Below are 20,907 nucleotides of genomic sequence, written 5' to 3' on the forward strand. Positions count from 1 at the left end.
AAACGCGCCAATGTACGGCGATGTTACCGATGCCGGCGAAGCCTTGGCCGTGCCGTCCGCGTTGCCTGTTGCCTGGGCCCGCCTTGCCGCGCTCGCCCCAAGTGCTGAATGCGCCGCAACTACCAAGTCCGGTGGCGACGTTGAATGCACGGCAAGTGACGCGTCCGATGACGGCGTTGAATATGCGACAATTGCCGCGTTTGGCGATGACGATGAACGTGCCGCAACCGCAGCGTCCGGCGGAGACCTCAAATATGCCGCAACCACTGCGTCCGGCGATGTCGCAGGAGATTGTGCTGCGCCAACCGCGCCAACCCACGCCGATGGGTGTTCTGGCGCTTGTCGAGCCACCAAAGCCGCAGACGGCCATAATCGATATCCAGTCTCTAAAATCTTTGCATGATAAGAAAGATGCCGTCGGCCCTGCGTTCGGCAAGCGCACGGTGGTGTTTCTTTCGGCCAGCGGCGGGGTGGGGCTGAGCGTCCTCTGTTCGTTGACGGCCCTGACGCTCCATGACAAAGGCACGAGCGTCGCACTGGTGGACGCGGATTTCAACGCCGGAGGGCTTGATATCCTGCTTGGGCTCGAGAACGACAAGGGGCTGCGGTTCGGCACATTGAACGCGCCGCTGGGCAGGATCGACGGCGAGGTGCTGCTGCGGCGGCTTCCGCAATGGGAGGGCGTTCCCGTGCTCGCTTTCGATTCGTGGAATAGCGAGATTCCCGAGTGGTGGGAGGTGCAGGCGGCGATGGCGGCGCTCGAGCGCAGCGTGGACGTGCTCGTGGTTGATGGGGCGCACGGGCGCGTGCTGGGCATGGTGCCTGACCTTCGTCAGGCGTCGGTTGTGGTGGCCGTGGAACTTTCGGTGCTTGGGCTGGCGCGTGCCAAGGCGCTGTTAAGCGGGCTTTCCGGGTCGGACCGTTGTCTAGATGGTCAGCCTATTGGCGGGAATTCCCGGGACCCTAATGATTTTGCGATGTCATCAGCAAGGCCGTCGTTACAGTCCTTATCGCGGCCATCACCGCCATCCGATGATTGGGATTTCGTGATGGACGATGATGACGGGCTGGAAGCGGGCTGTGAAGCCCCACGATTGCTGGCGATTGTTGGCATCGAGCCACGTGGCGCGTCGCATAAGCGCGGCGTGGTGAGCGTCCACGATGCCAAGGAGTATCTCGGTCGTGACGTCCTTGGGCCGCTCTGTCCCAACAATGCGAGGACCAGCGACGCGCTTGAAGGGCTGGGGCTCAAGGCCGCGAAGGCGGACCGCGCGGTGATGGACGAGTTGGCGGGCGTGATCGGCGAGTCCATCAAAGGGGGTGACCGGCCTTGATGTTCGGACCGCTCGAAGAGCTGACACGTGAGCCCGCGCTGACGGACATCGCTGTGACCTGCGAGGGTCGGGTGTGGGTCGACCGGGGCGCGGGAATGACGGAATACCGGCCCGCGGTGCCGTTCCGCTCGCCGCAGGTGGTGCGCGAATATGCCACCCAGCTGTGCGCGCAACTCGGCAAACGGCTCGACGACGCCTGCCCGATCGCCGACGCCTCGAGTGTGGAGGGCATCCGTGTGCATGCGGTCATCGCGCCCATCGTGCCGTTCGGCGCCAGCATCTCGATTCGTTTCCCAAGCCGCACCGTGCCGCGCCTGAGCGGACTTGGCGCGCAGGGCCTGTTCCCCGTCTCGTGGTTCCCGCTGCTTTGCGGCTTGGTGAGCAAACGCGCGACAATCCTGATCACCGGCGGCACGGGAGCGGGCAAGACCACACTGCTTAAGGCGCTGCTGGGTCAGGCCGACCCTTCGGAGCGTGTCGTCAGTGTCGAGGAGGTCCGAGAGCTGGGCACGCTCGGGCGCGGCAACCACGTCTCCCTGGTCGTGCGTGAGGCGAACGTCGAGGGTGCGGGCGCGATAGGCCTGCCGGATCTGGTCAAGGCGACATTGCGTATGCGCCCTGACCGCATCATCCTGGGCGAATGTCGTGGCGAGGAGATCGCCGACCTGTTGCGGGCCTTCAATTCCGGCCACCATGGCGGCATGGTCACTCTGCACGCCGACAGCGTCGACCGCGTGCCTTCCAGGCTGGTCTCGCTGGGCTTGTTGGCCGGACTCAACCAGCAAGCGCTGACGATGCTGGCTGCCGGAGCCTTTGATGTTGTATTACATCTTGAGCGTCGCAACGGCAAGCGCCGAATCGTCCAGATTGGTCGTCTCGCCGCCGATCCCGAGCGATTCGCGGGCGAGTCGCTGGCGACTTGGGACGGCTCTGGCATGCCGGTCCCCGGGCCGGCTTTCAACGCGTTTGCCAAACGCTGGGCGGTGTAGCGTATGGGTGGTTTCCCTTTGTTATCAGCGGTGTTCGTGGGTTTGGCCCTCATTCTTTTCGCCTGGCGAGGCAAGGCCGATACGTCGGCGATGCCACAATCGGCGTCGGTGGTGCCGGAGCGGGCCCAGGAGAAGGGCATATTGTCGCTTATCGACGCCTTGCGGGCGCATGTGCGGGCGGGCGGATCGCTTCAGGAGGCGTTCGCCGAGCAGATGGGCGACGAACCGCTTTCCCATACCCCTTGCATGCCGGACCGCGAACAATTGCAGAACTTGCTGCGCGCCCACCTGGGCAAGAAGGAGACGCGGGAGCAGGCCGACCAGGCCGCGGCTGAGTTGGATCTCGCTTGCCGGTTGATCGGCACGCTGGGCTGCGAGGCCACGCATTGCCTTGATGCCGTCGCCTCGTCCTACCGGCGCAACCGGATGATGAAAACGCTGAAGGACAACGCCTTCACCGTGCCGAAATCCACGGTCAAGCTTCTTTCATTGCTGCCGCTGGCCACGCTCGTCCTGGGCGAGTTGATGGGGGCCTCGCCGATCGCCTTCCTGTTCGGCAACACCGCTGGCCGCATCTGCCTGCTGCTTGGAATAGGGACCTACTCGTTGGGAATGTTGTGGATGAGGGCGCTGATGGACAGTGTCGGCTCGTCCGGCGGTCCCTCGCATGCGGACGACGCGAAAACCTGAATGACGATATGCAAAATCCGCAACGTATGTATTGCTGGATGGTCGGGGCGGAAGTGGTCGATGAGGAAAGGGGTGACGATGGATGCGTTGCTTGCGGGGGCTTTGGTCGCGGCCGCCTGGCTGTTGTGGCGCTCGCCCGTGGAACGTGCCGAGGGGCAGTTGCGTGCGCTCGACGCGACGTTTGCGGCCGAGCCGTCGCTTGGAGTCATTCTGGAGATGATGGCGGTGGCCATGCGCGAGGGGTCGTCGATTCCGCACGCGCTTGGGGTCATCGGCTCGATCGTCGGTGGGTCGCTGGGGGCCGGGCTGCGCCGTGCCTCGCGCTCGCTGATGCAAGGGTATTCGTGGGAGGATGCTTGGTTCGCCGCGTCGCTGGCCTGCCAGAGGCAAAGAAACCGTGACGGTCGGGCGCAAATGCCTGACAAATCGTCGGGAAAAGACGACGGGAAACCGAGGAAAAACAAAGATGGCTCATCGGCTGAAGAGCCCACATTCGACGACGAGGCGTTGGCCATCATCGAGAATGCATTACAAAGTACCTGGACCCGCGGCGTCTCACCGGTCGGTCCGCTGGAAAGCGCGGTCGAGCAGATGGACGCGAGGGCCCGCGCTTCGATCGAGCAAACCGCCCAGAGGCTTTCGGTTCGTTTGCTGCTGCCTACCGGGCTTTGCTTTCTGCCGGCCTTCATGTTGATCGGCGTCATTCCGGCCATCGGCTCGTTCATGGCGTGAGGCATTGCCAGCCGCGGGTGGATAAGTCGGTGGACGAAAACCGCGACACGCCCGGATTGTGCATAACCCCGAGCGTTCGACCACAGTACCCGAAATCCTCTCGGAGAAAGCGGAAACTTTGCAAGACTGGGGGTATCGCGACAAAACATCGCGGTGGAACACAAGCAGAAATATTGAAGGAGCAATTATGAGTAAGGAACTGACAACTATCGAACAGGGCAATCAAGGTGTCATCGGACGCTTCGGCGACCGCATGGTTGAGCGAAGCAGGCAGGTCAGAGGGCAGGTCTGCCTGCTCGATGCTCGCGTGCGCACCGCGCTTGCTGAGCCCGACGAAGGCGCGGCCACGGCCGAGTACGCGGTGGTGCTGGTGGCGGCGACCGGATTCGCGGCGGTGCTGGTGGCGCTGCTGAAGTCCGGGGCGGTCAAGGCGTTGTTGCGGGCGCTGATCAACAAGGCGCTCAAGGTGGTCTGATCGCTGCGCGAAGTGTGCGTTCGTCTATACGGATTCGAGAGGGGATGTGGAGCATGTTGCCACACCGAAATCAATCGGCGGCCTCGGCTGTGTGCCCGCCGTTCGCCTGGTTGCGATGTCGTCTTGAGCGGCACCGCAGCCAAGCGGCGGTGGCCATGCGGCACGAAGGTGTTGCGGACACGGAAGCGTTGCATTGCGGATGTCCCGAATGCCCTGAACATTCCGAATGCCGTGATCGCCGTAAACAAGGCGTTTGCGCCTATGGCCGTGAGCGTATGCATGGCCCGCGTTGTCGCAGGCGTAGTAGGTTTCTGCGCCAACGTAGGCGAGGCCGCGACGATGAGGGCGCGGTCACCGCGGAGTTCGCGGTGGTGCTTCCCGCCGTGATGGTGATGGCCGTGCTGCTGATGATGCTCGCCCGGGCGGTGACCGTGGAGATGAACTGCCAGGACGCGGCCTCGGCCGGTGCCCGCGTGGCGGTGGTCTCCGGCAGCGACATCGACGCGCGGGCCGCGGCCCTCCAAGCCGCTGGCGGGGACGCCAGGGTCTCGATCTCACATGGCTTCAAACGGGTGAATGTGGTCGTCAGCTGCCGAGTGGTGCCCGACCCGATGCATGTCCTGCCGATGGCGGTGGTCGGCAAGGCGACGGGAGTGGTGCAATGAGCGGGTTGAAGCGAAAGCTCCGCCGCGTCTTCCGTGGATACGACGAGGGCTCCGGCACCATCAACGGCGTCATGCTCATCGCCGTCACCGCGATCCTGATATCGGCGGTCGCCTTGGGCGGCAACCTCTTGGTGTGCATCTCCGAGGCCCGCTCGGCCGCCGACCAGGCCGCCATCGCCGGAGCGCAATCCGCCCGCGACGGCGATTTTGACCCCTGCCTCAAATCACGCATCGCCTCCTCGGCCAACAAGGCCTCGCTCATCACCTGCAAGGTCGACGAAGAGGACGTCACGGTGAAGGTTGCCGTCAAGACGGCGGTCCCGTTCACGCCGCTTGTCTCGCGCATGGCACGTGCCGGGCCGGTGGAATGTGATTGACGCGTTCTTGCCTCGTGCGCAAACGTGGACAGGTCGTTCGTCGGCGAGGTTTCATGGAATTGCAGGTGTTGCTCTCGTCTCGTGTACAAACGTAGGCGGGTCGAGTGCGAGGATATTCGTGGGGTTACATGCTGATCCGCAGGTATTCAGAGCGCGATTTCGTCGTTGAAACGTCAGCGAAAATAGTCGGGTGAAGGTAGGTTAGAACTATGGCACTTGCATTGTATCGACGGTATCGGCCAGACACATTTGATGGCATCATCGGGCAGGATCAGGTCACTATCCCGCTTTCCCGCGCCTTGGACGAGGGCAAGCTGACGCACGCCTACCTCTTCTCCGGCCCGCGCGGTTGCGGCAAGACCAGCTCCGCGCGAATACTGGCCCGCTGCATCAATTGCGCGAAGGGCCCGACCTCCCATCCCTGCGGCGAATGCGAGAGCTGCAAGGACCTGGCCACTGGCGGCCCAGGTTCCATCGATGTGGTCGAGATCGACGCGGCCAGCCACAACGGCGTCGATGACGCTAGGGAGCTGCGTGAGCGTGCCGCGTTCGCTCCGGCCCGCGACCGCTACAAGATCTTCATCCTCGACGAGGCCCACATGGTCACCCAGCAGGGGTTCAACGCCTTGCTCAAGATCGTGGAGGAACCGCCCGAGCATGTCATGTTCATCTTCGCGACCACCGAGCCGGAGAAGGTCATCTCCACGATTCGCTCACGCACCCATCATTACCCGTTCCGCTTGGTGCCGCCCGAGGTCATGGGCCCCTATCTCGAGGAAGTGTGTGAGAAGGAGCATATCGAGCTTGAGCCGGGTGTGCTGAAGCTCACCATGCGCGCTGGCGGTGGCTCGGTGCGCGACACGCTCTCCGTGCTCGACCAGCTGATGGCCGGCGCCTCCGACAACGAGGTATCATACGATTCCGCCGTCGCGCTGTTGGGATTCACCCCTGATGAGCTCATTGGCGAGGCCATCGACGCCGTCATCGACAAAGATGGCGAGAAGCTTTACGGTGTGGTCGAGAAAGTGGTTGTCGGCGGTTTCGAGCCACGACGCTTCGTGGAGGACCTGCTGGCCCGTGTCCGTGACTTGCTGGTGTTGACGCTTGGCGGCGAAAAGGCCGAAAGCGCGTTGAATGATGACTCGTCGGCGGAGGACATGGGCGACTTGCACCGCCAGTCCTCGGCGCTGGGCTTGTCGACGCTGACCGGGATGGCTGAGACCATCAACGACACGTTGGGCAACATGACCGGCGCGATTTCGCCGCGTATGCGTCTGGAATTGCTGGCCGCGAAGCTGCTGGCCGGCCGAGAGAACGGTTTTGCGCCCGCTCCTGCCACTGGTGCCCCGGTGGTGTCGGGTGGGACTTCGATGCCGGCCGGAGGCAATGGCATGCGTCAAGGCAATGGTGGGGCCCAAAGGCGTGGCGGTTTCATCGGATCAAGCAGAAACGCCGCGAACCGACAGCAGGGCAGTCGCCAATCCACAGGGCAAACGGCCCCAGCTTCCAATGGCTTTACGCCGAACGGTTCCGCGCCTGTTCCACAATCCGCTGGTAACGCGAGCATGCAGGCTCCCGGTGCGCAACCGCCGGCTGCCGCGCAGACCCCGGGTGTGGATGGTTCCCCCGCTGCAAGTCAAGGTAATACAAACGACGCCAGTGGTCGGAACCCGCGGTCTTCCGCCGAGAATGCGGCGAACGCCGTAAATGGTTCGGACCAACAAGGTGACCGGCAGGCGTCGCCCGTGCAGGTGAACGTCGATCCGAATGCCACCGTCGAGGAGAAATGGGATGTGGTCCTGGGCGTGCTGCCGGAGAACGTGCGCGAATATGTCGAGCACGCCAAGGTGCCGAAAGTCGCGCTGGCGACGAATCCCGCAGGCAAGTCGCGTCTGTCGATGACCTTCGATTGCGCGCTGAGCCAGCACGCCTTCGCGCTGGCGATCGCCTCCGACGCCGAGCACAACGGACAGAAGGCCGCCAACGTGGTCCTGGACGGCGTGCGTTCAGTGTTCGGCCCCCAGACCATGATCGCGCCCACCAGTGTGGCGGCGAACGGGGAGAAGGTCATCTCCACCAAGCGCATGAAGCCCGAGGATCTTGCCAAGGTCAAGCACGACATCGCGATGGCCAAGGTCTCGTCGGCCGGTGGCCTGGGCACGGCCGCCGGGCAGGGCGGGCATGCCGCCTCCCAGCCCAAGGAACAGAAAAAGGCCGATGCCGACGCCTCCGGCGAGTCCGATGATTCCTCTCACCGAGATGGTGGCGCGGCCCTTGGGCAAGGTGGGGATGGAACCGGTTTTGCCGGAAGCCAGACGAACGAAGTCCCTGGACAAGCCCGTGAAGTCCACCAGCCAGTAGGCGCAAGCGGCAACCAAGCCAGTGTACGTGGTGACGATGCGGCCAAAGGCTTTGGTTCCAACCCAAACTTGACTGCGGCTGCGACGCAGGATTTCCGTGGCGGGACCGACGACCCCATGGCCGACGATTACGACCCGTGGATGCATCCTCTGCCCACGCCCGGTTCCGGCAATGGGCAGGAGTCCACAGCCGTCGTCAGCCAAGCCACCCCGACGTCGCAACGAACGGGTGCCGGCGTTTCCAGCCATGTAGTACCAGCCGGCCAGCCGGTGAACCGCGCCCCGGAACACCACAAGAAGCATGTGGCGGTGCCTGATGTCAGCGATGGCATCGACCCATGGGCCACGGCTTCCGCCGAATCCGGAACGGATCAGCCTGCTTCCGTGCAGGCGATGGGTCAACCTGCTCCTACGGCGACGGATGAACCTGCCCCCGCGTCGACGACGAATGATCCCGCTGCCGTGACGATGAACGGGCCTGCCCCCACATCGGTGAATGAACCACAAACGGCTCCCGCTGCGCCGCAAGACAAGCCGGCGGCGGATCCTGACGACAGGGGAGACGTGGCCGCCCGCTTCGAAAGCGCCGAAACGGACGATGACGCCGGGCAGCCGCAAGTGGCGGCCGAGGACGATGACTACTCGCTTAACGACCAGTCGTTGGGGGAGGCCACGTCAGTGGATATGGACGAGCTTTCCAAGCTGTTCGACGTCAAGAAGGTCGAGACGTTCGCCGCCGACGATCCAAAGAACCCCAAGAACATCAAGCCGGTCAACCGGCATCCGGAAGACGAGAGGCGTGTAGAGCATGGCTTTGGCGTATGACGGCGCGATCCAGCGCCTTATCGACGGATTCGCGCGTCTGCCGGGCATCGGCCCCAAAGGCGCCCAGCGCATCGCCTTCTACCTGCTTTCTGCCAGTGACGAGGAGGCGCAGGATCTGGCCGACGCCATCCGCGAAGTCAAGGAGAAGGTGCGCTTCTGCGAGATCTGCGGCAATGTGTGCGAGACGAGCCCGTGTCCGATCTGTTCGGATCCAAGGCGCGACCATTCCATCATCTGCGTGGTCGAGGAGCCCAAGGATGTCATGAGCATCGAGCGCACCCGCGAGTTCCATGGCGTCTACCACGTCCTCGGTGGTGCCATCAACCCGATGGCCAACGTTGGCCCCGGCGACCTCGCCATCCCCAAGCTCTTGGACCGGCTTAAAACCGACGAGGTCAAGGAGATCATTCTGGCGCTCGACCCCAACATCGAAGGCGAGGCGACGGTGACCTACCTGAGCCGACTGCTTTCCCCGTTGGGCCTCAAGGTCACGCGTCTGGCCAGCGGCTTGCCCGTGGGCAGCGATCTGGAATACGCCGACGAGATCACCCTCGGCCGCGCGTTGGAAGGGCGTCAGGAAGCGTAGCTGTTTTCTTTGTATGGAAGACAGCGCAGGCAAGCGAGGTCATGAAAGGCGATGCGACGAAACCAGACCTTGGAAACGGTTAAATGAAGCGTTTATGTGCCCGTATGATGGAGCTTCACAGGCGTAGGCGTGGAGCTGGCTTATAATTCAATCATTACTGACGGAAGCCGGCTGTGGCTGTGCGCTTATGGCGTGATGCATGGCTGGTGACGAGATTGGCTTGTCATACGTCCAATGCGTATGAGGCCTGGGAGACAGGGAAAATCGTGGCCCTTATCGTGCAGAAATATGGCGGATCCTCCGTGGCGGACGCCGAGTCCCTCAAGCGCGTCGCCAAGCGCATCGTGGAGACGAAACGCAAGGGCAACCGCGTGGCCGTCGTCGTCTCGGCGATGGGCGACACCACCGACGACCTGATCGACCAGGCCATGAGCATCGACTCCAACCCTCCCGCCCGCGAGATGGACATGCTGATGACCGCAGGGGAGCGCATCTCGATGAGCCTGCTGGCGATGGCCATCCACGCCGCCGGTGAGCACGCCTACTCATTCACCGGCTCGCAGGCCGGGTTCATGACCGACGCGCAATTCGGCGCGGCGCACATCAAGTCCGTCAAGCCCGACCGCGTGGCCCGCGCGCTGCATGGCGGCAATGTCGCCATCGTCGCTGGCTTCCAGGGCATCAACACCGACGGCGACTACACCACGCTCGGCCGTGGCGGCTCCGACACTTCGGCGGTGGCGCTCGCGGTGGCCCTCGGCGCCGACATCTGCGAGATCTACACCGACGTGGACGGCATCTTCACCGCCGACCCGCGCATCGTTCCCACCGCGCGGCGCATTCCCTCCATCAGTTATGACGCCATCCTCGAGATGGCTTCCTGCGGTTCGAAGGTGCTGGCCCTGCGTTGCGTCGAATACGCCCAACGGTTCAACATGCCCCTGCATGTGCGCAGCTCGTTCTCGCACCGCATGGGCACCTTGGTCGTTCCCGAAGGCGTCGACGCCCGAGCTCTGCCGAACCTGCAATGATGGGCGGTGGCGGTGTCGCGGTCTCAAAATCCCAAGCGGCATGAACAATGACCGGGCCCGATGCCAAGCAGCCGGCGTGAATACGAATAATACAAACGAACACGAAGAGACAACAGCAACAAAGGACAACACAATGAGCAGTGACAACGCAGCGGAAGACGGCGTGAGGTCCAGCGACCAACGTGAGCCCGAAAACGGCCAGGCGGCTCAGGCCCAGGCGGCGGCTATGGCCTCGGCCCCAGTTTCGGCTTCGGCCCCAGTTTCGGTCGACAGCAAATCCATGGGTGACATCTTCCCCGACCTTGGCCCCGAGACCCCGGTGATCTCCGGCGTGGCCCACGACCGCACCGAGTCCTTGGTCACCGTGCGCGGCGTCCCCGACGAGCCCGGCATGGCCGCCCGTGTCTTCACCGAGCTGGCGAAAAGCGGCATCAACATCGACATGATCGTGCAGGCCGGCGCTTCGACCGGCAAGGCCGATATCTCCTTCACCGTGCCGGACGCCGTGGTGAAAACGGTGGAGAAGGCGCTCGACGGCAAGAAGGACAGGCTCGGCTACGACTCCTACTTCATCAATTCGAACGTCGGCAAAGTCGCCGTGGTGGGTGTGGGCATGAAAACCCATTCCGGCCTCGCCGCCAAGTTTTTCGAGGCGCTGAGCGCCAAGCGCATCAACGTGATGATGATTTCGACCTCCGAGATCCGCATCGCCGCCCTCGTCCCGCTGGAACAGCTCGACGACGCGGTGCGCGCGTTGCACACGGCCTACGGCCTCGACGCCGACCAGGTGGAGGCCGTGGTCTACGGCGGCACCGGTCGCTGAGCACGGCTTTGCGCGAGTCCATTAGCTGCGGCCGCTTATCTCGATGCAACCGTAATATCCCACAGCGGCGTCCCATGTCTCGCATAGTTGAATGCACCGCTAACCGTGCGGCACCTCGCGCTAAGATGTGGCACATAACGTTGGCCACGTTTTAGACGCGGATGACGAACATTTTCATGAGATCGTGGCGGTGCAAGCCAGAAGCGAATGGCCGCCAAAGGGGAGGAGCCATCATGGCCGATTCAAACGGGCAACAACGCAAAGTCAACATCGCGGTGCTGGGGGCCACCGGCCAGGTCGGCATGGTGATGCGTCGCGTGCTTGACGAGCGCGATTTCCCCATTAACAACTTGCGTTTCCTCGCCTCCTCGCATTCCGCCGGAACGGTGCTCAAATGGCGTGACCGCGATATCGTGGTCGAGGACGTCGCGAAGGCCGACCTGAGTGGCATCGATATCGCCATTTTCTCCGCAGGTGGCGGCACCTCCAAGGTCTGGGCGCCGAAATTCGCCGAGGCTGGTGCCTATGTGATCGATAATTCCTCGCAGTGGCGTATGCACGACGACGTGCCGCTGGTGGTGGCCGAGGCCAACCCCGACGACCTTGACGACATCCCGCGCCGCATCGTCGCCAACCCGAACTGCACCACCATGGCCTGTATTCCGGTTTTGAAGGCGCTGGACACCCACTTCGGCCTGAAGCGCCTGATCGTCAGCTCCTATCAGGCGGTTTCGGGAGCCGGCCGCGCCGGTGTCGAGCAGCTGATGAACGAGGCCAAGGCCGCCGTCGACCAAGGCGCCGACAAGCTCGTCTTCGACGGTTCCGCCATCGATTTCCCCAAGCCCACCAAGGTCGTGCGTACCATCGCCTTCAACGCCGTGCCTTTCATCGGCGCCATCGTCGACGACGGCAGCGAGGAGACCGACGAGGAGCAGAAGCTCAGGAACGAAAGCCGCAAGATCCTGCATCTGCCGAACCTCGCCGCCTCCTGCACCTGCGTGCGCGTCGGCGTCTTCACCGCCCATGGCATGTCCGTCAACGCCGAGTTCGAGCGTGACGTCACCCCCGATATGGCCCGCGAGGTGCTGAAGGATGCGCCGGGCGTCGAGCTCAACGACATCCCGACCCCGCAGCTGGCCGCCGGCAAGGATCCGAGTTTCGTCGGCCGCATCCGTCAGGACCAGGCCGTCGACGGCAAGAAGGGCCTCGCGTTCTTCATCGCTAACGACAACCTGCGCAAGGGTGCTGCCCTCAACGCGGTAGAGCTCGCCGAGATCGTGGCCCGCAAGCATTTCGGCGCGTAGCCATCGGCTACCTTGTTCATCGTTAATGCGACCAAAAGCATGGGAAAGCCTGCTTTTGGTCGCATTCTGGGTTTGGTGCGACGAAAAGCACGAAAAACAGTCCAAAATCGTGCTTTTGGTCGCATTTGCATCTATTGGTGAGCGGTGGCATGGAGAGTTCAGATAGCAAGTACTTGACAGCGCGTATCGCTACAGTCACGAACGTAGCATGATGGCGTGCCCTGATCTTCATCATGAGCAGGTGACATACTGGAGGCATGTCGAAGGCATCTCAAGAAGCGCAGAAACAACTGGACCGCATCGTCGCATTGGGCTATCCCGACGTGGCCGATATGAGCGCGGCGGCGTTCCGGGCTTTGGCGCGTCCGTTGATTGATGCCCTGAAAGACAGCGATCTGGGCGAGAACATCCTTCTGGTGCCGACCCACGAGTTGGTGAGCCCCGAATCGCTGATCGCCCGAACCAGCATCAACCGCATGGCCGGCTTCACCACCATGCCCCCGCGCGACGTCGCCAGTTTCCTGCCGCAGCCCGGTTTCGAGCCGCCGGAGGGCCCGTTCTATCTGGTCGTCGACCCGCACACCGGCACGGCCTATGTCAACCGCGAGCCGGATGTCGCCCGAAAGCTCATTGATTCGGACGAACGCATGCCGTTGACCCTTGAGGAGGGCCTCGCCATCGCCACCCAGCACCCGGATTGGCTGGTCAGGAAGAACGGCTTCAACCTGCTTGGTTCCCGTAGCGCCGACGGCCGCGTGCCGAGCATCTGGATGAGCCAGAACGCCCCGCGCCTAGGTTCCGTCTGGCCCACCTCCCGCCATACTTGGCTCGGTAACGCCTACTGCCAGGCCCGTCGCGGTGTCTCGCTTTTTCGCTGAATATCTTGCGGACATTGTCTATTAACTGAAGTCCGCTGATCGCGCGCCAAATGCGTTTTCATTTTGCGTCATGATTGAGGGCTTGTGGTTTTCGGGCTCCACTGTCATGAAAATGGCTCGCATCAACCCATGGTTATCGAAAGCAGCCATCGGAATACGTGCAGTATCGTTGAGCGACCATGGGTTGGTAGTGGATGCGAATTTCGGTTTATCGCATCGAATCTTGGAATATAGGCGATTTTCTAGCCGTGAGCCGTCTATTATTATCATTTATATGTTTCTGTAAGGTAATTAAGCCTATCGAAACGTATGGTATTTGGTTACATCGTATCGCAACCTGCGGTGCGTAATACAAAGAAAAGGAGGAGTGATGGGTCAGGATCAACAATCATCAGTGTTCGATCTCGCGGCGGTTGCCGCACAATCCAATGGAGGTAACAACGACCTGCTGCTGCCTCCCGCGCGTTTCATCGGCGATCCGCAAAAGCCGAGCAAGATGCCATACAACAAGTATGTGGCCTACGACAAGCAGATTCCGTTCGATTACCCCGAGCGCACCTGGCCGGAAAAGAAGCTGCGCCGTGCCCCGCGCTGGTGCTCCGTCGATTTGCGTGACGGCAACCAGGCGCTGGTCAACCCGATGGATTCTGAGCGCAAGCTGCGTTTCTGGAACCTCCTGATTTCCATGGGCTTCAAGGAGATCGAGGTCGGCTTCCCGTCCGCTTCCGACACGGATTACGATTTCGTGCGTATGCTGATCGAGCGCGAGCTCATCCCCGACGACGTCACCATCGTCGTCTTGACGCAGGCCCGCGAGCACCTCATTCGCAAGACCTACGAATGCCTGCGCGGTGCCAAGCGCGCCGTGGTGCACTTCTACAATTCCGTCTCCGTCCTTCAGCGCGAGGTCGTCTTCCGCAAGGACAAAGAGGGCATTAAGAAACTCGCGACCGATGCGGCCGAGCTGTGCAAGGACCTCGAAAGCGCCGCTGGCGGCACCGACCTGTATTACGAATATTCGCCGGAGTCCTTCACGGGCACCGAGCCGGATTACGCCGTCGAGGTGTGCAACGCCGTCATCGACGTCATCAAGCCGACGCCGGACCACAAGATGATCATCAACCTGCCGGCCACCGTCGAGATGACCACGCCGAACGTCTTCGCCGACGAGGTCGAGTACGTCTCCAACAACTTGAAGGACCGCGATTCCATCGTGCTTTCGCTGCATCCGCACAATGACGAGGGCATGGGCGTGGCCGCGGCGGAACTGGCCGTGCTGGCCGGGGCCGACCGCGTCGAAGGCTGCCTCTTGGGCAATGGCGAACGCACCGGCAACGTCGATCTGGTCACGCTGGGCCTCAACATGCTTACGCAGGGCGTCGACCCGCAGATCGATTATTCCGACGTGCCGAAGATCCGCAAGACCGTCGAATACTGCAACCAGCTCGTCATCTCCGAGCGCCACCCCTACGCCGGCAACTTCGTGTTCACCGCCTTCTCCGGCTCCCATCAGGACGCCATCAAGAAGGGGCTCGAGGCCCGTCAGGCCGCGGCGGAACGCGCCGGAGCCAACCTTGACGATTTCGTCTGGCTCGTGCCCTACCTGCCCATCGACCCGAAGGACATCGGCCGCAGCTACAAGGCCATCATCCGCGTCAACTCGCAGTCCGGCAAGGGCGGCATGGCCTACCTGCTCAAGACCAACCACAACCTCGACTTGCCAAAGCGCTTGCAGATCGAGTTCGAGAAGGTCGTGCAGGATTACGCCGACAAGACCGACAAGGAGGTCAAGGACGACGAGATCTGGCGTCTCTTCAAGGACGAGTACCTTCCGGTCGAGGAGAACGGCGCGTTCGCGGCCAGCGAGGCCGTGGGCGACGAGGGCGATGACGACCTGCAGTCGTGGGGCCGTCTGAAGCTTCTGAACGTTTCGGTCACTTCCGGCGCGGACGGTTCCGATACCGTGCTCAAGGCCAAACTGCTCGACCGCGGCGCCGAACCTGGCGCCGACCCGATCGAACGCGAGGTCTCCGGAGCCGGCAACGGCCCGCTCGACGCCTTCCTCAACGCGCTTTCCAGCATTGGCCTGGTCGTCAGCGTCATGGATTACGCCGAGCACGCCATGACCGCCGGAACCGACGCGATGGCCGCCTCCTACATCGAGTGCCAGATTGGCGGCGAGGCCAACGCGCAGATCATCTGGGGCGTGGGCATCGATTCGTCGATCACCACCAGCTCGCTCAAGGCGATCATCTCCGCGATCAATCGCTCCATGCGCTGATTCGTTTCGAGCAATTGTCTTACAATTGAATATGTGTCGATGATTGATTAAAAATCAACATGCGCATCTTCGACCCGTTAGGTGTGGGTCGGATGTTGGAACGACGATAAGCGATCATGAAAATGGGTTCGCACCTTTTGAATCGAAAGGTACGAACCCATTTTTGTAGTACGTCGAGAACGGCTTGAGCCTAGAAGTCGAAGGGCCTATTGCCCCGTTCCGCCAGGCTGCTGGCCTTCCGAGGTGCCGCCAGTGGCGCCGCCTGATTCGGCTCCGCCTTGGCTCGGGGTCTCGGTGGCCCCGCCTCCGTTCCCGTTCCCGGCGCCGGCCCCGCTGCCACCCGAGGTAGTATTGCCGCCGCCGGTGGAGGAGCTGTCGGATCCACTCGAATCGTCGTTCCCATAGCTTCTACGGCTGTAGCCACCAGAACCGGACGACGACTTCGCGCCGCTGCCCCACGAGCCATCGGGCCCGCCGATCTTGCCCTCGTCGTGCGCGACAGGGAAAGGCTCGTCGGCCTGGTCGGCAAGCGCCTGCTTCATGTACTCGGTGAACAGGTGGGCGGGGTATTTGCCGCCCACGCCGTAGCCCTCGCGCAAGGGCTGGATCTCCTGTGGTTTGCCGTCGGCCGCCGGATTCCACATCGCGAAGACGGTGACCACGCTCGGGGTGAAGCCGACAAAGCTGCCCGCCGTGGAATCGTTCGCGGTGCCGGTCTTGCCAGCGATCGTCTTGCCGACTTTTTTCACCTCGGTGCCGGTGCCGTATTGCACGGTTCCCGTCATCGCCTTGGCCACCAGCGCGGTGTCGTTGGCGCTGAAGGTCCGTTCGCTGGCGGTGGGGGCGTGGTACATGTCCTTGCCGCTTGAGTCTTTGACGGAGGCGACGATGTGCAGGGTCGGCTTGTTGCCTTGGTTGGCGATGGTGGCGTAGGCCTGCGCGACGTCGGAGACGCGCACGCCGTCGTTGCCCAGCACAGTGAAGGGGTTGTCGCCGGGCACCAGCTTCGGGCTCATGCCGGCCGCCTGCGCGGTCTGCGCCACCTTCTTGGCCCCGAGATGCTCCTGCAGGTCCATATAGACCGTGTTGACGGAATTTGCCGTGGCGCTGTAAAGATTCGTATAGCCGTACTGTTCGTTGCCGAAATTCTTGACAGGCTGGGTGATGCCGGCGTAAGTGCGCGGCGAATTGCCGTTGAACGCCGTGTTGAGGTTCACCCCGTCCTGCACGGCCGCCAGCAGGGCGAACGGTTTCATCGTCGAGCCAAGCTCGTAGGTGGCCTGCGTGGCGTTGTTGAGCTGTTTGGTCAGGTAGTCGTCACCGCCGTAGAACGAGATGATGGAGCCGTCCTTGGGGTTGACGCTCATCGCGCCGGTCTGCATGCCTTGGTTGAGGATCTTGGCGTTCTCCGTACTCGACGGGCTCGCGATGCTGAACATCAGGTCCTGCTTGCTCTTGTCGATGGTCGTGGTGATCTTGTACCCGCCGGTGTCGAGGTCGTCGCGCGTGAAGTTCCCGCTGCCGATCAGCTCGTCGCGGACCATCTGCAGCATGTAGCCGTTCGGGCCCTTGTACGAACTTTGCTGGGATTGCGGCGGCACGGTGGGCGGCATTTGCGGGTTGGCCTTGGCGTCTTTGGCGCTGATATAGTTCTGCTTTTCCATGATGCCGATGACGCGCGTATAGCGCTGTTGCGCGCGCTTGGGGTTGACCGCCGGGTCCCAGGTCGAGGGGGCCGGGATGATGCCCGCCAGCAACGCCGATTCCGGCATGGTCAGGTCCTTGGCCTCCTTGTTGAAGTAGGCTTTCGACGCCGCCTCGATGCCGTATGCCCCGCGCCCGAGGTAGATGGTGTTCATGTAGTTGCACAGGACCTTGTCTTTGTCCTGCGACTTGGTGATCTTCATCGCGAGAATCGCCTCGCGCACCTTGCCGGAGTAGGTGTGGGTGTCACCCATATAGTAGCGTTCCGCGTATTGCTGGGTGATGGTGGAGGCTCCCTGCCGCTTGCCGCCGCTCACGTTGTTGAGCAGCGCGCGCACAATGCCCTTGAAATCGACGCCCGTGTCTTTATAAAACGTCTGGTTCTCCGAGGCCACCATGGACTGCCCGACGTATTTGGGCAACGCGTCGCAACTGATGATCTCGCGGTTCTGCGTGGCGAAGCTGCCGATTTCGGTGGCGCCGTCGCTGTAATACACTTTGGTTTTCTCCGCCATCGCGATTTTCTCTGGCAGCGGGATTTCGGTGGTGGCGTAAAGGTAGGCGAACACGCCCACGCCGGCGAGGACGAGCACGGCGATGATGCCCAACGTCCATTTGAGGATGCGGTGCTTATGTTGTTTGGGCAACTTGCGTTGCGGACCGCGCGCGTTCGGGCGCCTGCCTGCGTTGTTGCCGCCACGCCGCGGTTGCTGGCGGTGTGGGGTTTGAGAGTTGTTATAGCGACGCTGTGGCTTGACTCTGCGTGAGCCAATGGAACGTGCGGGAACTCTGCGGGACTCTGAGACCATGCCAACTACCGTAACTGCTACCCCTGAAAAAGTGCTGGGATTGACGGGTAAAAATGGCAAATTCGAAGGTTTTTGTGTAGTTATTATGTATGGTATTGCGCACATTGCGCGTGTGCTGCTGTCCTTTTCTTCATCAGGCGCTAAACTCGGAAGTGGAATTTTGCACGTGAAATAAAGGAGTCGAATATGAGTATTCGCGTGGCAGTGGCAGGTATCGGTAACTGCGCCTCGTCCCTGATTCAAGGTGTCGAGTATTACAAGGACGCGAAGGACGACGAGAAGATCCCTGGGCTGATGCACAACAACTTCGGCGGCTACAGGGTTCGCGATATCGAGTTTGTCACGGCGTTCGACGTCGACGCCCTCAAGGTGGGCAAGGACATCTCCGAGGCCATCGGGGCTTCGCAGAACAACACCTACAAGTTCTGCGACGTGCCGAACAAGGGCGTCGAGGTGCTGCGCGGGCCGACTTACGACGGCCTCGGCGAGTATTACCGCCAGATGATCACCGAGTCCGACGCCGAGCCTGTCGACGTGGCCCAGGTCCTGAAGGACAAGAAGGTCGACGTTCTGGTCAGCTATATGCCCGTTGGCTCGGAAGAGGCTGACAAGGCCTACGCGCAGGCCGCGATGGACGCCGGTTGCGCCTTCGTCAACTGCCTGCCCGTCTTCATCGCCTCCGACCCCGAGTGGGCGCAGAAGTTCCGCGATGCCGGCGTGCCGATCATCGGCGACGACATCAAGAGCCAGGTCGGCGCCACCATCACCCACCGCGTGATGGCCCGTCTCTTCGAGGACCGTGGCGTTCGCCTCGACCGCACCTATCAGTTAAACGTCGGTGGCAACATGGACTTCATGAACATGCTGCAGCGCTCGCGCCTCGAATCCAAGAAGGTCTCCAAGACCCGCGCTGTCACCTCGATCGTGCCGCACGAGATGGATCCGCACAACGTCCACATCGGCCCGTCCGATTACGTGGCGTGGCTCGATGACCGCAAGCTCGCGTTCGTCCGCTTGGAAGGCACCACCTTCGGCGATGTGCCGATTAGCCTCGAGTACAAGCTTGAGGATTGGGATTCGCCGAACTCCGCAGGCATCGTCATCGACGCCGTTCGCGCCGCCAAGATCGCGCTCGACCGCCACCTCTCCGGCCCGATCCTCGCACCGAGCTCCTACTTCATGAAGTCCCCGGCCGTCCAGCATGAGGACTCCGAAGCCCGCCAGCTGGTGGAGAAGTTCATCAAGGGCGAGGTCGAAGGCGACGAGGCTGAACTCGATGCCGATGTCAAGGCCGCCAAGGACAACGGCAAGGACGTCTGGCACGCCTGAGTGAAACGCTGATACGCGGGAAACCGTGTGAATAATATTGTGGGGTCGCAACCTTGACTGGTTGCAACCCCACAATCGTTATTGGCTTGTTGTCAGTGGATCATTCTTACTTGCCTAGTAGCGGGTCGACCTGCTTTTCGTAGGCGATGAGGGCGCTGTTGATGACTTGGTGCATGTCGTAGTAGGCGTAGGTGCCGAGGCGCCCGCCGAAAACGACTTCCGGCTCCCTGGCCGCCAGATCCTTGTATTGCTGGTAGAGCTTCTGGTCGGCGGCGGTGTTGATGGGGTAGTAAGGCTCGTCGTCGCGTCCGGCCGAGCGGCTGTATTCCTCCCAGACCACGGTCTTGTTCGGATTCTGCTGCTCGCGGCGCTCCGGGTTGAAGTTCTTGAACTCGATGGCGCGGGTGTAGGGCACATCCGCGTCCACGAAGTTCATCACCGGGCAGCCGAAGTGGTCGCCTTCGTCGTAGCGTTGTTCTTTGAAATCGACAGTGCGCCATTTGAGGTCGCCAAGTGAATAATCGAAGTATTTGTCGACCGGACCGGTGTAGACGATTGGCACGCGCCCAAGTAAAGCCTTCTTGTTCAATGGCTGGCTTTCGTCGAAGAAGTCGGTGTTGAGCGTGACGTGAATCTTCGGATCGTCGATCATGCGCTGCATCCATGCGGTGTAGCCGTCCTTGGGCAGGCCCTCCCACGTGTCTTTGAAATAGTGGTTGTCATACGTAAAGCGCACAGGCAAGCGCTTGATGATTGAGGCCGGAAGCTCGGCCGGGTCGGTCTGCCACTGCTTGCCCGTGTAGTTCTTGATGAACGCCTCGTAAAGCGGCCGGCCGATGAGCTGGATGCCCTTGTCGTTCAGGTTCGTCGGGTCGGTGCCGGCCAGTTCGCCCGCCTGCTCCTTGATAAGCTCCTGGGCCTGTGCCGGCGTGTAATGCGCATGGAAGAACTGGTTGATGGTCCCCAGATTGATCGGCATGGGGTAGACCTCGCCGTCGTGCGTGGCGTAGACGCGGTGCTGGTAGTCGGTGAACTCGGTGAAGCGGTTGACGTAGTCCCACACGCGCTTGTTGGAGGTGTGGAAGAGGTGCGCGCCGTACTGGTGGATCTCCGCGCCGGTCTCCTTGTCCATATAGGAGTAAGCGTTGCCGCCGATATGCGGCCGGATGTCGATGATCTCGACGGTGTGCCCGTTCTCGGCCGCTTGCTGGGCGACGGTCAATCCGAAAAGCCCTGCGCCCACCACCACGAGGTTGGGTAGCGTCGTGTCCGTGTCCGTGTTCTGTGCCATCTGCGTTCCTGTCTGTCCATTCATGCCGCGACACAATGATTTCGTATTACAAACGAAACCGGCCCGATTGGGGTTTGCGCGGCGTGCCATGCCTGTGTGCTTCCTCCATAGTACCCAGCTGAGTGCTGTTTGCCCAGACGTCATACATTGGCAATTGGCTGTATTGCCGCTTCATTTTCGCCTGCGTTGTGCTCGGCGCAAGCCGGTCCGAGCATGGGGTATACTGGTTAAGCCTTCACGTGGCGTTATGTCACCCAAATCCCCCAGGGCAGGAATGCAGCAAGGGTAAGTGGCCTCTGTCGGGTGCGTGAAGGTTTTCTCGTCTTTGAAGCCGGCCCATCGATGCTGATTCTGGCTGCGGATGTTCTGGTTCGTTCATCACGGAATTTGTGGTGCGCGACCACACCGGCATTTAGACTGGAAC

At 62.0% G+C, this 20,907-nt stretch carries 18 protein-coding genes and 1 other RNA gene; 17 read left to right on the plus strand and 2 right to left on the minus strand.

Features of this window, described 5'->3' with window-relative positions:
- Positions 1–155 precede the first annotated feature (155 nt).
- The 14 genes from OZX73_RS01970 (at position 156) to leuA (ending at position 15,350) form a co-directional block, all read left to right on the plus strand.
- The gene (locus OZX73_RS01970) at positions 156–1,334 is read left to right on the plus strand and encodes a hypothetical protein (protein WP_277150153.1); all 1,179 of its coding nucleotides are present in this window, start codon (positions 156–158) and stop codon (positions 1,332–1,334) included.
- Positions 1,334–2,323 (plus strand): ATPase, T2SS/T4P/T4SS family, encoded by a 990-nt coding sequence (locus OZX73_RS01975; RefSeq protein WP_277150155.1) that lies wholly within the window; start codon positions 1,334–1,336, stop codon positions 2,321–2,323. Before OZX73_RS01970 ends, OZX73_RS01975 begins: the two co-directional genes overlap by 1 nt.
- A gap of 3 nt (positions 2,324–2,326) precedes the next feature.
- The gene (locus OZX73_RS01980; RefSeq protein WP_277150156.1) at positions 2,327–3,013 is read left to right on the plus strand and encodes a hypothetical protein; all 687 of its coding nucleotides are present in this window, start codon (positions 2,327–2,329) and stop codon (positions 3,011–3,013) included.
- Entirely contained in the window at positions 3,014–3,745 is a 732-nt protein-coding gene (locus tag OZX73_RS01985; RefSeq protein WP_277150159.1) for a hypothetical protein, read from the plus strand.
- Between the two features lie 253 nt (positions 3,746–3,998).
- Positions 3,999–4,220: a DUF4244 domain-containing protein gene (locus OZX73_RS01990; RefSeq protein WP_277150882.1), complete on the plus strand. Its 222-nt coding sequence runs from the start codon at positions 3,999–4,001 to the stop codon at positions 4,218–4,220.
- Between the two features lie 275 nt (positions 4,221–4,495).
- Entirely contained in the window at positions 4,496–4,885 is a 390-nt protein-coding gene (locus OZX73_RS01995; protein WP_277150161.1) for a TadE family protein, read from the plus strand.
- The gene (locus OZX73_RS02000) at positions 4,882–5,262 is read left to right on the plus strand and encodes an Rv3654c family TadE-like protein (protein ID WP_277150164.1); all 381 of its coding nucleotides are present in this window, start codon (positions 4,882–4,884) and stop codon (positions 5,260–5,262) included. The genes OZX73_RS01995 and OZX73_RS02000 overlap by 4 nt, the downstream gene beginning before the upstream one ends.
- Before the next feature lie 209 nt (positions 5,263–5,471).
- Positions 5,472–8,447 carry a DNA polymerase III subunit gamma/tau gene (gene dnaX, locus OZX73_RS02005; protein WP_277150166.1) on the plus strand — a complete coding sequence of 992 codons (2,976 nt, stop codon included), beginning with the start codon at positions 5,472–5,474 and terminating at the stop codon, positions 8,445–8,447.
- Positions 8,431–9,033 carry a recombination mediator RecR gene (recR, locus tag OZX73_RS02010; protein ID WP_277150168.1) on the plus strand — a complete coding sequence of 201 codons (603 nt, stop codon included), beginning with the start codon at positions 8,431–8,433 and terminating at the stop codon, positions 9,031–9,033. Before dnaX ends, recR begins: the two co-directional genes overlap by 17 nt.
- 266 nt (positions 9,034–9,299) lie before the next feature.
- Positions 9,300–10,064 (plus strand): aspartate kinase, encoded by a 765-nt coding sequence (locus tag OZX73_RS02015; protein WP_277150170.1) that lies wholly within the window; start codon positions 9,300–9,302, stop codon positions 10,062–10,064.
- Positions 10,065–10,344: 280 nt separating this feature from the next.
- A complete protein-coding gene (locus tag OZX73_RS02020; RefSeq protein ID WP_277150883.1) occupies positions 10,345–10,887 on the plus strand; it encodes an ACT domain-containing protein in 543 nt (180 codons plus the stop codon).
- Between the two features lie 233 nt (positions 10,888–11,120).
- Complete coding sequence (locus tag OZX73_RS02025; RefSeq protein WP_277150172.1) at positions 11,121–12,191, plus strand: aspartate-semialdehyde dehydrogenase; 1,071 nt, start codon at positions 11,121–11,123, stop codon at positions 12,189–12,191.
- A gap of 257 nt (positions 12,192–12,448) precedes the next feature.
- Positions 12,449–13,069 carry a DUF5701 family protein gene (locus OZX73_RS02030; protein WP_277150174.1) on the plus strand — a complete coding sequence of 207 codons (621 nt, stop codon included), beginning with the start codon at positions 12,449–12,451 and terminating at the stop codon, positions 13,067–13,069.
- 370 nt (positions 13,070–13,439) lie between these two features.
- Positions 13,440–15,350, plus strand: a complete 1,911-nt coding sequence (gene leuA, locus OZX73_RS02035) for a 2-isopropylmalate synthase (RefSeq protein ID WP_277150176.1) — start codon at positions 13,440–13,442, stop codon at positions 15,348–15,350.
- Between the two features lie 206 nt (positions 15,351–15,556).
- On the opposite strand, the gene OZX73_RS02040 is transcribed toward leuA, so the two are convergent.
- Complete coding sequence (locus tag OZX73_RS02040) at positions 15,557–17,863, minus strand: transglycosylase domain-containing protein (protein WP_277150178.1); 2,307 nt, start codon at positions 17,861–17,863, stop codon at positions 15,557–15,559.
- Here OZX73_RS02040 and OZX73_RS02045 point away from each other — a divergent pair.
- Complete coding sequence (locus OZX73_RS02045) at positions 17,826–18,038, plus strand: hypothetical protein (RefSeq protein ID WP_277150981.1); 213 nt, start codon at positions 17,826–17,828, stop codon at positions 18,036–18,038. The genes OZX73_RS02040 and OZX73_RS02045 overlap by 38 nt on opposite strands.
- Positions 18,039–18,049: 11 nt before the next feature.
- Positions 18,050–19,192, plus strand: a complete 1,143-nt coding sequence (locus OZX73_RS02050) for an inositol-3-phosphate synthase (RefSeq protein ID WP_277150181.1) — start codon at positions 18,050–18,052, stop codon at positions 19,190–19,192.
- Between the two features lie 106 nt (positions 19,193–19,298).
- Here the strand turns inward: OZX73_RS02050 and glf are convergent, their stop codons facing one another.
- Positions 19,299–20,483, minus strand: a complete 1,185-nt coding sequence (glf, locus tag OZX73_RS02055; protein WP_277150183.1) for a UDP-galactopyranose mutase — start codon at positions 20,481–20,483, stop codon at positions 19,299–19,301.
- 226 nt (positions 20,484–20,709) lie between these two features.
- Here glf and ffs point away from each other — a divergent pair.
- Positions 20,710–20,806: signal recognition particle sRNA small type (gene ffs, locus OZX73_RS02060), an RNA gene on the plus strand.
- The last annotated feature ends 101 nt before the right edge of the window (positions 20,807–20,907 follow it).

This window comes from Bifidobacterium sp. ESL0775, from assembly GCF_029395475.1.
Taxonomy (GTDB): Bacteria; Actinomycetota; Actinomycetes; order Actinomycetales; family Bifidobacteriaceae; genus Bifidobacterium.

Bases quoted from the DNA above. Each gene is read 5' to 3' on its own strand.
- OZX73_RS02045 (WP_277150981.1), top strand. From the start codon at position 17,826: ATGGAACGTGCGGGAACTCTGCGGGACTCTGAGACCATGCCAACTACC.
- dnaX (WP_277150166.1), top strand. From the start codon at position 5,472: ATGGCACTTGCATTGTATCGACGGTATCGGCCAGACACATTTGATGGC.
- glf (WP_277150183.1), bottom strand. From the start codon at position 20,483: ATGGCACAGAACACGGACACGGACACGACGCTACCCAACCTCGTGGTG.
- OZX73_RS02025 (WP_277150172.1), top strand. From the start codon at position 11,121: ATGGCCGATTCAAACGGGCAACAACGCAAAGTCAACATCGCGGTGCTG.
- OZX73_RS01985 (WP_277150159.1), top strand. From the start codon at position 3,014: ATGACGATATGCAAAATCCGCAACGTATGTATTGCTGGATGGTCGGGG.
- recR (WP_277150168.1), top strand. From the start codon at position 8,431: ATGGCTTTGGCGTATGACGGCGCGATCCAGCGCCTTATCGACGGATTC.
- OZX73_RS02050 (WP_277150181.1), top strand. From the start codon at position 18,050: ATGAGTATTCGCGTGGCAGTGGCAGGTATCGGTAACTGCGCCTCGTCC.
- OZX73_RS02030 (WP_277150174.1), top strand. From the start codon at position 12,449: ATGTCGAAGGCATCTCAAGAAGCGCAGAAACAACTGGACCGCATCGTC.
- OZX73_RS01980 (WP_277150156.1), top strand. From the start codon at position 2,327: ATGGGTGGTTTCCCTTTGTTATCAGCGGTGTTCGTGGGTTTGGCCCTC.
- leuA (WP_277150176.1), top strand. From the start codon at position 13,440: ATGGGTCAGGATCAACAATCATCAGTGTTCGATCTCGCGGCGGTTGCC.
- OZX73_RS02000 (WP_277150164.1), top strand. From the start codon at position 4,882: ATGAGCGGGTTGAAGCGAAAGCTCCGCCGCGTCTTCCGTGGATACGAC.
- OZX73_RS02020 (WP_277150883.1), top strand. From the start codon at position 10,345: ATGGGTGACATCTTCCCCGACCTTGGCCCCGAGACCCCGGTGATCTCC.
- OZX73_RS01995 (WP_277150161.1), top strand. From the start codon at position 4,496: ATGCATGGCCCGCGTTGTCGCAGGCGTAGTAGGTTTCTGCGCCAACGT.
- OZX73_RS01975 (WP_277150155.1), top strand. From the start codon at position 1,334: ATGTTCGGACCGCTCGAAGAGCTGACACGTGAGCCCGCGCTGACGGAC.
- OZX73_RS02040 (WP_277150178.1), bottom strand. From the start codon at position 17,863: ATGGTCTCAGAGTCCCGCAGAGTTCCCGCACGTTCCATTGGCTCACGC.
- OZX73_RS01990 (WP_277150882.1), top strand. From the start codon at position 3,999: ATGGTTGAGCGAAGCAGGCAGGTCAGAGGGCAGGTCTGCCTGCTCGAT.